11 protein-coding genes are annotated in these 12759 nt (G+C 38.8%); 2 read left to right on the forward strand and 9 right to left on the reverse strand.

All coding sequences use genetic code 11. The annotated features are described in order from the left end of the window. Positions 1-17: 17 nt before the first annotated feature. The 9 genes from NBH03_RS08020 to NBH03_RS08060 form a co-directional block, all read right to left on the reverse strand. On the reverse strand, positions 18-1229 hold the full coding sequence (locus NBH03_RS08020) for a glycosyltransferase family 4 protein (RefSeq protein WP_250798927.1): 1212 nt from the start codon (positions 1227-1229) through the stop codon (positions 18-20). Between the two features lies 1 nt (position 1230). Beyond that, positions 1231-2235 carry an acyltransferase family protein gene (locus NBH03_RS08025; protein ID WP_250798929.1) on the reverse strand — a complete coding sequence of 335 codons (1005 nt, stop codon included), beginning with the start codon at positions 2233-2235 and terminating at the stop codon, positions 1231-1233. Next, the gene (locus NBH03_RS08030) at positions 2222-2512 is read right to left on the reverse strand and encodes a hypothetical protein (RefSeq protein WP_250798931.1); all 291 of its coding nucleotides are present in this window, start codon (positions 2510-2512) and stop codon (positions 2222-2224) included. The genes NBH03_RS08025 and NBH03_RS08030 overlap by 14 nt, the downstream gene beginning before the upstream one ends. 67 nt (positions 2513-2579) lie before the next feature. After that, positions 2580-3470, reverse strand: a complete 891-nt coding sequence (locus NBH03_RS08035) for a glycosyltransferase family A protein (RefSeq protein ID WP_008369183.1) — start codon at positions 3468-3470, stop codon at positions 2580-2582. A gap of 18 nt (positions 3471-3488) precedes the next feature. Next, the gene (locus NBH03_RS08040; RefSeq protein WP_250798936.1) at positions 3489-4457 is read right to left on the reverse strand and encodes an acyltransferase family protein; all 969 of its coding nucleotides are present in this window, start codon (positions 4455-4457) and stop codon (positions 3489-3491) included. Beyond that, complete coding sequence (locus NBH03_RS08045; RefSeq protein WP_250798942.1) at positions 4457-5644, reverse strand: radical SAM protein; 1188 nt, start codon at positions 5642-5644, stop codon at positions 4457-4459. The genes NBH03_RS08040 and NBH03_RS08045 overlap by 1 nt, the downstream gene beginning before the upstream one ends. Before the next feature lie 23 nt (positions 5645-5667). Beyond that, the gene (locus tag NBH03_RS08050) at positions 5668-6867 is read right to left on the reverse strand and encodes a glycosyltransferase (RefSeq protein WP_250798948.1); all 1200 of its coding nucleotides are present in this window, start codon (positions 6865-6867) and stop codon (positions 5668-5670) included. A 6-nt stretch (positions 6868-6873) separates the two neighbouring features. Further along, positions 6874-7995, reverse strand: coding sequence for a glycosyltransferase family 4 protein (locus NBH03_RS08055; protein WP_250798949.1), 1122 nt, complete (start codon positions 7993-7995; stop codon positions 6874-6876). A 741-nt stretch (positions 7996-8736) separates the two neighbouring features. Beyond that, on the reverse strand, positions 8737-11346 hold the full coding sequence (locus NBH03_RS08060; protein ID WP_250798951.1) for a KGGVGR-motif variant AAA ATPase: 2610 nt from the start codon (positions 11344-11346) through the stop codon (positions 8737-8739). A 740-nt stretch (positions 11347-12086) separates the two neighbouring features. Here NBH03_RS08060 and NBH03_RS08065 point away from each other — a divergent pair. Further along, a complete protein-coding gene (locus tag NBH03_RS08065; RefSeq protein WP_250798952.1) occupies positions 12087-12455 on the forward strand; it encodes an IS66 family insertion sequence element accessory protein TnpB in 369 nt (122 codons plus the stop codon). Continuing rightward, positions 12445-12600: an IS66 family insertion sequence element accessory protein TnpB gene (gene tnpB / locus NBH03_RS16210; protein ID WP_442872334.1), complete on the forward strand. Its 156-nt coding sequence runs from the start codon at positions 12445-12447 to the stop codon at positions 12598-12600. The genes NBH03_RS08065 and tnpB overlap by 11 nt, the downstream gene beginning before the upstream one ends. The last annotated feature ends 159 nt before the right edge of the window (positions 12601-12759 follow it).

The following is a 12759-nucleotide window of genomic DNA, read 5'->3' on the forward strand; positions in this document are numbered from 1 at the left end:
ATACAGCAGTACTACAATTACATATCGTTAACAATAATTCTATACTTCTCATCCCATGTTAGCTTACTGTTCACATATTTATAACCATTTAGTCCCATCTGCTTTGCCAGTTCTTTGTCCTGTCCTAATGTTACAATTGCTTTGCACCAGTCTTCCTTGATACCTTCAAGTGCCTGGTCCGTATTTACAAATACACCGCAGTCAACTTCTTTTAGCAGCCTACAAAAACTTGTATCAAATGCAACTATTGGCACCGCATATGCCATTGCCTCGAGCAGCACATTTCCACTTGTTTCTCTAAGACTCGGCAAAACAAAAACATCTGCCTGCTGATATGCTTCAGCAATTTGATTCAGCGGACGATTACCCATTAATTTTACATTTTTTCCAACACCACTATCTGCTATTTGTTTTTCAATTAATGCACGATCATCGCCATCACCAAAAATCAAGAGTTCCCAATTCATATCGGTAGGCATCAAAGAAAGAGCGTCAACAAGAAAAGCTATTCCTTTTTTTCCAATCAATCTTCCTACAAAAACGATTTTGAGAATATCGTTGTTTCCTTTCCGAATAGGAAGATTTTTGTATTCATCTCTTAATGCCAACTCCGGCATTAATGGCACATCTTTTCCTACGATGCGAGAAATTTGCTTTTGAGTTTCATTATTTATGCAATATATCTTATAATATGAGCGCAGTGCTTTCTTATAAAAGGGATTCCATGAACAGCTCTTATTTACAAACTCTCTAAAACTCGCAACCAGTTGATTCTTTTCATAGACCTTCAATGGCCTTGGTGTTACCTGCGCACCTCCCATTGGCCCCCAAATCACCTTTGCACCTTTAGCCTTATATAACTCACTTGGAATTCTGTAATCATTCATAGTAACATGATGAATTACATCAAAACGGATTCCTGAATGTTTAACCCAAAGCCATGCCCAATGCTGCCATAAAATATAATACATATGATGAAAAGCGGAATGCTTTTCTCTGAACCAGTTAAGTGCATTAGGGACATCAACAATAACTAATTCGACATGTTGTATATTAAATTCTTTGAGACCTCTTCTCGTGTCCTTCTCATTGAATTTCTTGGTAAGAAGGATTATTCTATCTCCTTCTTTATAGTTTTTCTCGTACTGTAAAACCCAATTCCAACCAATACTATCCTCTGAACCCTTATAAGGGTTCACGCTATATGCAGAAATAAGATAATTCACCATTTCACCTCCCAAGAATCAATGTTGAAAGCATATGATTTTTTCTAACGACGTATTTTGACAGAAAAATCGGAGCAATCAAACCCAAAAAAAGCATCATCCATGCGTATACTAAATAATCAAATCCTAAAATTTTGCCACATACAACAAAAATCGCCTGCTGCACATAATAGCCAATCATATATATATCCATTCCATAATCACCTAGCAGCATCCATAACTTTTCTCCACAATGGTAATGTTCAATCTGCACTGCAATAACAAAAAGCAGAAATACGCCAATAACGGTTACTGCAGTTGCCAAAATCCAAGACTGAGACTTATAAATACTAACAAACGCAAGCATCATATATCCTACGGAAACAACCGCTATTAACACTATTCCTTTTACTGACATCAGAAGTTCGGAAGTCTTTATTTTTTCATAAAGGTATTTTCTCGCAATACTTCCTGCAAAATAAATCCATGCATAGCTGAAGAAAAATCCCACGATATAGCCAGATTGTTTGAAGACAACTGTGTTTAACACATATACTACAAACATAACACCCGCTAAAACTGTACGACTCACGCTATCAAATAAGATTCCAAAAATAGAAATAACAAACAAAGCATACAGAAACCAAAGACCACCATTCGGATTGTTTCTTCCAATTAAAACATCTACTGCAAGAGTAGAATAATTAAGTGGATTCCTTGCAAATGCTCCAAATAATAGCTTAAGAACGGCTGTGACCACTGTTAAAAAGAAATACGGCACCATCAGCCGCTTAGCTTTTTTTACAATAGCTTGTTTCTTTTCGCTAATGGTACGTCTTTTCTCGCCTTCAAGAAATCCGCTAATAAAGAAAAAAGCTGGCATATGAAAACAATAAACAAAACTTTTTATAAAACCCAAAATAGTAGGCGTTTCTGTCGGATTAAAAGAATGTCCAATAACGACACAAAGCACAGCCATTCCACGCATTATATTTATTTCATTAAAATATTGTTTTTTACTTTTTTCCATTGTCAAGCCTTTCTCTTTCTATCTCTAAAAATTGTTCTACCCTTTGTTTTGTAGAAAGTTTGTATCTGTATTTCATGCAGTCTTCAATATACATTTCACTGTTAGAAACCACGTCATTCAAATCGGATTTATTCCACTGTTTCTTCGCAATGCCAAGTTGATAATCTTTGATATAGGTGGAATTTAGCGGAATGTCTGTTGTGACAATAGGCGTTCCAACTTCAAACTCTTTGGGAAGATGGTCAAAATACGGCAAAATATATGCTCCCCTCTTCATTCCCTAATCCTTGTCCTCTCCACATCTTCCTCAATCCCACTTTCACTAGAGCAGTTGCATGACATAATTATTCTTTTATATCTCGTTTCCACTTTCCATACAACAATTGACTCGGAAGGAAAAGGGCACAATATAAAATTTTGTCACTACTATTACTCAAAAGCTCACCACTTTTTCTTCCAGCGAACTTTCCGTATATTTGATACTGCAGCATTGATTTGATTCTTATTTTCATGCAAGCATTCGAGTCCAAGAATGCCTCTGCTCTAGCTATGCATCCATTCGGGGACTTTATATTGTGTTTTCTACGGTTATTAGTCAGACCATCTTCGAGATAGTCTGAAATGTAAATTACACGATTAAAGAATCGCATTTTATACTTTTCAGACATTCTAACCCAAACGATATCCTCACCTAGAAACTTTTCCCCTTGAAACTCAGGAAATAGATATTCTTTTAGACAGTGCGTATACCACACTTCCGCCATATCTCCACCAATGTTTCTATTAATTCGGCACTCAACATAGGATTCTTTCATCCCATCCTGTGGCACACCAGATGTACTTAAATATCCACCATCCGGCTTTCCTCTCAAAAAGCTAAAGCCACAAAGATCACTCTCGTTTTTGTACTTTTTATAAATCTCATTGACACAAGAAATTGCATCTACGGTAAGAGAATCATCGCTGTCAACAATAAATGTCAACGGAGCCTTTATAAACTGATATGCATAATTCAGTGCCGTGTGCTTTCCGCCATTTTCTTTTTTATGATAAGAAATTGGAAAATCTGCCGTCTGCTTCATTTGCTCGACACGTTCGCTTGTATCATCTGTACTACCATCATCTACAATGAGCCACTCAAAGTCCTTACAGTCCTGAGCACATAAGGATTCATATAGTTTTTCCAGAAGTTTTCCTCTATTGTAGGCGGGTGTAAGAACTGTTATATTGCTCATTTTAGACCCCTATCATTTTTATAATTTCACTTTTCTAACTAAATTATCCTGGACAATCTTCAACACACTTGACAAAAGTAGGGTTAATCCAATTGTCCACAATATAATTTCCAAGTTACCTACTTGTTTTCCTTCCGTTGTCTCCTTTTCAAAGAAATAGAGAATAAACGGATGGATGATATAAATTTCATAAGATATTGTTCCTAACCAAATCAGAAATCTTTTCTGTATCTTTACTTTTTTCAATAATTCAATTAGAGGAACAATAAATGCTATCGTGATAATATTCCGAAGAACCGACTGAAACAATTGATTATCAAAACCCACCACACTTAATGTGAGTCTTCCGATAAACAAAATTTCAAAAGCTACAATTGCAACAATTTCTTTCCTCAAAAAACAGATTTCAAAATAAGAATCTATTTTTCTCTCATATATCGCCCACAGAATTCCAAGAGGCATACCAATAATGGACGCATACATTTCATCACGTGGATTAACAAAAGCACTGATCAAAATATATGCAATTGTTATACTCGTAAACCAATATGCTCCCACATTGATTTCTGTGTGCCGAAACACTGCATAAAATATTATATATGCGGCTATTATCACCCATATAAACCAAAGTGGTTGGATGTATCGAATTGTAAATGCTTCAGCGATTGCTCTTACAGGTGTCTGCCCCCCCCAGATAATTTCTAGCCCTATCCAAGTGATTGCGACTATCACATAGGGAGCAATAATGTTCAAAAGCCTTTTGGACAGAAACCCTTGAAGATAATTTTTCTTTTGCAGTAACCCACAAATCAAGCCATAGCCTGACATAAAGAAGAAGAAGCCCACTATCGGAAATGCAATGTACCAAATCGTTTTCACATACACAGGCAAATTTGATACCCGAAAAGATATGTGGTGCAACATAATAATTATTGCCGCAATTCCTTTACAACAATTCGTAGTCGTCCTATCCAATCGGCCATCCATTACTTCGTCTCCATCTGCTGTGCGATATCAGCATCCACGATTTCCTCGCCGGTCTTATGCTTCAACTGCTCCTTGCTCGCCTCACTCAGACCGTTGTTGATCACACAGTTCATATCGCAGGTGCTGCACTTATCCAGCTCCTCTTTGGTAACTTTGCCATCGCGGTAGTCACGGCAGATCTTCAACTCGTACATACTGTACGGATGCTTGGTGAACAGAGCCTTGAACTTGTGAACCAGAACCCAGATAGCCGGCTTCCAGATGTACTTGTGCATCGCAGGACTTACGCTGCCGATCATCCAGCAGTCACGGTCGCAGCAACGAACCTTTGCACGAACTTTCTCAGCCTCCGAGCTGTTCCACAGCTCATCCCAAGTCTGGTTGTTCAGGTTGCCCATGACTTCCTTATCCTTGGTGCCATTGCAAGGCATAACATCACCATACGGGTCAATGAAGAAGGTATCGAAGCTCATATCGCAAGGCAGCAGACGCTTCTGGCCGTAGATGTAGTTGATCAGACCGTGATTAAAGTATGCACGGAACCACTTCTTCGGGCTGTTGCTACGGAGCAGTTCGTTGACCAGATTTTCAAAGTTCTTTGCGACCATCGGACGGTCGTGGATGATGTTCTTGGCCTCAACGAAATAGAAGCTGTTGTGCAGAGAAGCAGTTGCGAACTCCATGCCCATCTCGTTGGAAATCTTGTACAGCGGAACCAGGTCAGGAGCATTCTTGTCCTGAACGGTCATACCGAAGCCGACATCCTTCATGCCCATTTCACGCAGCTTTTTCAGTGTGCCGTAACCACGCTGGTAGCCGTTCTGCAGACCACGGATCTCGTTGTTGGTCTGCTCCAAACCTTCGATAGAGATACGAATACCGATCTGCGGGAACTCCTTGCACAGGTCAACGATACGGTCTGTGAAGAAACCGTTGGTAGAAATAACAATACGGTCAGACTTCTTGTACAATTCGCGCACGATATCCTTCAGGTCGGTACGGATGAACGGCTCGCCGCCGGTAATATTGGTAAAGTACATCTTTGGCAGCTTCTTGATGGTTTCGATGCTGATTTCCTCTTCCGGCTTGGAAGGTGCTTTATAACGGTTGCACATGGAGCAACGAGCGTTGCAGCGATAAGTGACGATGACAGTACCATTCAGTTTCTTTTCGCTAGTGTTAGACATTTTTAATACCTCTATCTCTCTTTTTATCTATAAACCTTCATAATTTTCTCGTAATACTCATCAATGGTATCGAAGCTGATGTCCTTACAGTTCGCACTGTACTCCGCACACCGCTTCTTATCACCCCAGAGCTTCTCGATCTTCTTCTTCAGATCTTCAGCATTTCCGCTTTCAAACAGCTCGCCGGTCTTACCAACCTGAATCAGTTCTGGGATGCCACCAATGTTCGCTCCCAGCACCGGCGTGCCGTACATCTGGGATTCCATCACGGAGAACGGGCAGTTCTCATACCACTCAGAAGGGTAAATGGAGAACCGTGCCTCACGGATCAGCTTCTCCAGTGCCTCACCTTTCTGGAAGCCAACGTTCTTGATGTTCTTAATACCATTTACTGTCTCTTCCAGCGGGCCAGTACCAGCGAAGATGAACTGCACATCCGGCAGTTCTTTACATACCTTGATGAGCGTGCCGATACCCTTCTCCTCCGAGAAGCGGCCGAAGTAAAGGACGTAATCCTTCTTCTCCGTTTCTTTCCAATCCACCTTGTCGATGAAGTTGTGCATTGCCACGGTCTTAGTAGCAAACAGAGGATTGCTGTCCATCTTGCTCTTCATGAACTCGGAGCAGCAAATCATAGTGTCAATGTACTTATAGGTACCTTTCCACTTCCAGAACTCCGCTTCCATCATGCCGATGGCTGACTTCGCCGTTGAGCCGTGGATGCACTTGCCTTTCATACAGTTCACAAAATGGCCGCCGAGGCACTTCTCACAGTTCTGGTGAGTATTCGGATTATTCAGCATGTGGTTCGGGCAGACCAGCTGGTAGTCATGTGCCGTAAAGATGATCTTACAATCTCTTCCGTTCTCCTTGCGCCACTTCACAATTTCCAGAATGATGGAAGGTGTCAGCTGGTAGTTAAAATTGTTCAGGTGACAGACATCCGGCTTGAAGTCATCTAGTACTAGTCTTAATTTTTCTCTTGCTTCCTTGCTGTAGATGGTCTTGATCGGGTAGGTCAGCTTGCTCAGTTTGCTGCCGCCGTGGAAGTCCATATCAGATGTATAAGCATTGACACGGTTGCCCACGCAGCGGCCTTCGTGTTCCATACCGAAGTACTGAACCTCGTGTCCATGCTGCTCCAGTGCCTCACCCAGCTTAAATATGTAGGTTTCTGATCCACCGTTTGGATATAGAAATTTATTTATTATCAATACTCTCATCTATTATTATCTCCTGTACAGTTTCATCGTTTCCTTTACGACTTCATCCCAGTTGTATTTTTTGCAGATAAAGTCAGCTACATGCTTCTTCATTTCCATAACCATTTCAGGATGGTCACAGGCATCTTGCAATTTTTCTTGCAAGTCCTCTACATCCGACTTTTTGAAAATCAATGCCTTATCTTCCACAACCTCAGTGCACTCTGGAATATCAGAAACCAAACAACAATTGCCATAACTCATAGCTTCTAGCAGGCTCAAGGGCATTCCCTCCAGATCAGAAGGTAATGTGTAAATATACGCATTGCTATATAATTCATCAAGCATCTGCCCCTGAACAAATCCGGTAAAAATGATTCTATTATCATCCTTTGCCAACTCTTTCAGTTCCACTATAAAAGAATCCGTATCGCTAGAGCCCCCAGCAATAACCAATTTTTTTTCTGTTTTGACATTCTCAAACGCTTCAACCAAATACCGGATACCTTTTTCCGGTACCAGTCGACCAAGAAATAATATGTAGGAATCTTTTGTCAGTCCAAATTTTTCTGTTATTAAACCAGCTTCTTGGATTTCTGGTCTGTTCACACCATTCGGAATGAAATGTGTCTCCCTACCATAGGTATCTTTGAAGTAATCCTGAACATCTTTACTCAGAACGATGATTTCATCTGCATACTTTACAGCATTCTTTTCACCCTGCCGGATGAATTTAGAGCCAAATCCTGACTCCCATTTTTCCCGCTGCCAGTCTATGCCGTGAATAGTAACCACAACTCTTTTCCCCAGAATCTTAGGTAGCCACGAGAAAAAGGCCGGTCCCTCTGCATGGATATGTACCACATCATATTTTCCGAAAGCGCTGTACAAGGCCGCAAAGAAAGAGGAGCTCACCGCTGCAAGACCTTTTCTTTCAATGGTTGGGACAAATTTCTGTCGGATTCCAGCATATTCAATTTTATTGTCATACTCTGCACCACTCACGTGATGACCAGATCTGTTGTAACATGTAACCTTACATCCATCTCTTGCCATTCTGGTGCATAGTTCTTTTACAACAATCTCTATCCCGCCCTCACGGGACAGTCGTTTTTGTCCAAACATGGACACTGCAAATCTATCTTTCATAATGTTCTCCACTCAATATTGTCCCCTCTGCTCCTTTATATCTATGTACACATCCGTATAGATGGTCTTTCTCTCTAATTCCTCATGTGTGATGACCACATGCGGCTAAGTGTTTTCTTATGCTGTCGTATCCAATTACCCCAGCAATCTCCCTCTTTTAGTCTTGTTATGTGCCTGTGATAGGCACTTCTTCCTGCCCGCAAAAACACTGCGCTTTCTGACGCGCAGTGTTTTTGCGTAATAGGAATTGCTGCAGATTATATCTGCATATTCGTGTTCTATGTATTCATGTTCTATATTCTATGTACCGTTATCCTATGTATTAGTACTCTCCGTATTTGCCGTAGTGGCCATAATACTGCCCATAGCCGCCGTAACTCTTGCTAATATATGGGAATGAATATCATAAAACTCCATGCTGAACCTCATTTTCTCATATTAACGTATATTCATATCTATTATATCGAGCGATCATTTTTTGTCAACTGCAAGGATGGCTTTTTTTGAGAGCTTTTGTAGAAAAATAACCACTAATGTGGGATTTTTAGGCGAAAATGGGTGAGAAATTAACATTAGTTAATTCTATGAAAAATTACAGATGGGTGGGTGAAAATAATTTTTAGATAAGATGTAATGGGAATGTGGTGGGTATTCTGGTCAAGTTACTCATGTTTTACCGTTTACAATAAATCAACCAGTAATCCGATACTTAATCAAATCACTGGTTGATTTATTTCTCTACTAATGCTTAAGCAGCAGTGATAACACACGTGGACGTGCCCCTTTTTCATACCGAAAGCCCAATGCATGCCTAATAATTTCCGGCAAATACATTTTTTCTCCATCCCTAATTAAATACCCTGCTTGAATCATCAATTTTTCTTCCATTGCTGTCATAATACCATCTTCTGCATTCATAGGCAATTTCTTTTTACTCGAAGAAAGATTTTCAAGCTTTTCAAATATTGGTTTCAGATTTTCATATTCCGCTTTTATTTCAGAAATTTTCTTTCTTGAACAATTAGGCAATGCATTTCGAACCTCTGAAGGCATCAAAATCCTATCATAATACGGTGGCTTCTTTCCGTTTGAAATTGAAGCAAATTCCAGAAACCGAATAATATCACGTGCCTGTAATTGACCATTAAAATCTGAAAGTGCTGCCAATATCCAATTTGAAGCATATGCCTCATTTGAATTACTTTTACCTAACTTTAATCCCCAAATTTTTTCCAGATACTTTCCTATCACTTCCTGAGAGGCATTTTCTATGGATACAGATTCTTCATAAAATCCCTTAACAGCATGATCTACCATCCAAACCGCCAATTTCAGTGCTTCATTAGAAGACCATTTTAGTTCTGCATAGCTAAAAGTCTGTTTAAACTGTTCATAATTAACTGTGATTGCATTCTGTGCCATATCACTTCGTAAGAAAATAATAAGACCAATATTTTCATATTTTGCTGAAATTGTATTAAGAACTCCCTGACATAAAACTGCTATCGCCTTTTGCTGTGTTTTACTTGAAGGAACAGATTGTAAAATTTCTTCCAATCCATCAATTAATAAAACAATTTTCTTTTTATTTATTTGTAATGCTTCATCTAACTCTGATAATGATGTCATATTCTTATTAACAGACGATACAAATATTTGTTCCCAAAACTTCATCCAATCAATATCATTATCCTTTTCTAAAGATAATTTATATGCATTATCAATATACACAGCCACTGAAGCATCTGCAAAATCTATTGCACGATTAAACTCGTCTATACATTGTGACAGAAGCGGCTTTATTTCCTCACTGTTCTGAGTCGCCAAAACAGGCAAAAAATAGCCATTATCCTCACTATCAAATTTTTTATTTATCTCAGAGCAAAAAATATTCCAATTCTTCTTTTCTAATAATCGACAATACAAAAAAGTTTTCCCTGATCCTTTAGCTCCTTGCACAACAGTTATCGGCACTTGATTTCTATAGCGCAAACATAAATTTTTTATTGGTTCTGTCAACAGAAGTTCTGCTGCACCATTTTTTTCTGCAGTTGTCTGATTAATAGCAAAATCATGAATCTTTTTCAACAATATCTCATGCATTTCTTCTGGATATAATATTGCTTTTGACTCATCTGCTTGATAGTATTGTTCCACTATCTTCTCTATTGAATAATACATATCTCTCCCATTTAAGGAATACAAAATTTGCTGAAAACTTGTCAGATGCACCAATTCACTTGCAAATGGAAGTTCAACAACCATATTATCCAATAATTCTTCTGTTCGTTCTGTTGTCTTTGACTGAAAACATTCGGTTAATGTTGTTCTTAACTCAGTTTTTTCTCTCTCCGAAAAAGAATCCGGTATCATACTTAAAAAGATTGTTGGCAATAAAGTATCTGATTGAACGCAAAGCCCTTTAGAAATAAATTGTAAAATCTGTTTCGTGCCCATAATAGACTGACGTGAAGTTGACGTAACACAATATTTTTTTACACGCGGATCAAGTAATAGCGGTGCTGAATACTCACTTACGCCTGCCCTCAAATCAACCAAAACTGCTTTTGCACCAATGGCTTCAGCAAGTTTTGATAAAACTTCAGCCAATATATATTCTTTATTGCAACTAACCGTTATCGTCTGCGGACTCGCATATAAATCATATAATTGCTCTATATAACGGTATGTTGGCAAAAAGAAATGTTCCACTTTCTGTTGTTTTGTTTCAATAGGTAATATACTCATTCCCATAAAATTTACAGTCTTTGAAACAATTTCATCAATATTATTATTGTCCTGTACCAAAGTCAATAAGTCTAAATAGCTAAAGGACTCTTCATTTAAATTTTCCTGAATCAACGTAAGTCCCGGCGCCTCTAAATCTGAATCTACGATCAATAGCTTGTTTTTCTGAGGATCTTTATAAATATTCGTCCAGGCTTTTGCAAATGCAATTAAAGATAATGTCCGTCCCACACCACCCTTATATGAGTGAAATGCAATAACCGGGCAACTCAATCCATTCAATTTCTCTGTTGGATAAACAGAATCCTGATAAATTGCTTTCTTAAACAACGGCGCATGACTAGATGAAAATGCCATATATTCATTCTCATACGAAATCGTAATATAAGAATTGGGATAATCCAATTTTATTGCATAGTAGTCGGCCGCCATGTTTTTTTTGAAAATATGTCTTAATATATTTCTACTTTCCTCATCTGCTGCATTCTTGGGATATACTACCATTTCATCTGGATAAATTTCTATATTATATATATCCTTTTCCCACTCACTGCGATGCATTAATATATAGCGTTCGACATCTTTCCATGTAAAAAACTTCATAGTCTAAATCACCTCTTTTAACCACTCTTTTATTTGAACCAATGTATCATCAAATTCATTTTGTATGAAGCAAGCGAATTATTCCGACATAAAATTTAGTATTTCGTCATAATATTTTCCCCCCTCTGGTTTAAGCATGATTCCACTGCACTTGCAGTACAGATAATAAGGCATTGCGTTATGGGCAGAATCAAGCAGGAGATTTCAACGTGAAAATTCGTAAGCGTCAAATAATGATGCGGACTAATGTTGTGAAAGTGATATCACCCCCAGCACTTTTTATAACCAGCTCAGCAGGTGCCGTAAAATTGCGACTGACCAGATCCCTCAGATTTGCAGAAAACGCTTTAGAGAATTAACTTCAGAAAGTGTCATGATTAAAAAGCGAAGAGGGGTTTCTTCCCAAATTTTTTTTCAAAAACTTACACAAAAGACTTGAAATTCCCCTCTTCGCTGTTTATATGGCATAATTTAAATGAAGCAAATCATTTATTGCTTTTCGAATCTGTTTATCCTCTACACCATATATATCTCTTCTTTTTATCAAAGGGTGGAATCAATCGCAATACATCACCATCAAATACAAATTCAAAATCAACATCCATTTCATCCTTTGCCCAATCATTTCCGTATTCTTTTACAATATCCTCATATAACTTATAAATGTTCGTACCGTAAATCCATGCAAAGTTGAGTAACTTAACTTGTTAGACTGACTATCATTTGTGGAGGTATTCACTATGGCAGAACAAACCAGTCTGGTTGCACAGCAGGTCCGCCTTATGCACTGGGCAGAACAGATCAGAGAATGTCAGAACCGTCCGGAAGGTATGGATGTATCGACCTGGTGTGAGCAAAATAACATTACAAAAGCTAACTACTATTATCGACTGAAAAGGGTCTGGCAGATGTACCTGGATCAGCTTCCTGAGGCAGAAAGGCCTGCTTTCGTTGAACTTTCGCGTCTAAAAGCGGAAAGAACAGCAACTGTTCCCGAAGTTCCAGTGATGTGTATCAAAAACGGGCATGGACTTTCGGCAAATCTATTTTCTTCAGTTCCTCCCCAATTGCTCCGTTGTCTGGTAGAGGCATTTAGTCATGTTGAATGATGCCGCTGTTTCACAGTTCAAAAAAGTTTATCTGGCCCCCGGATATACGGATCTCCGCCGGGGGATCGATGGATTGTCTTCTATTGTCCGCTTTCAGTTTGAACTTGATCCTTATGATAAAAATACACTTTTTCTGTTCTGCTAAAGAAAAAACAGCAGGATCAAGGCCCTTTGGGTAAACGGTAGAACCTATGATTTATTCAGTTGTATTTATAATTAACAGGCAGTTGCCTGATAATTAGCATTAAATAGCACTGGCTCAGTCTCCGTGAGGATGGCTCTCATCCTCCGTGGGACTGGCTCA

Source organism: Coprococcus intestinalis (assembly GCF_023656595.1).
Lineage (GTDB): Bacteria > Bacillota > Clostridia > Lachnospirales > Lachnospiraceae > Coprococcus_A > Coprococcus_A intestinihominis.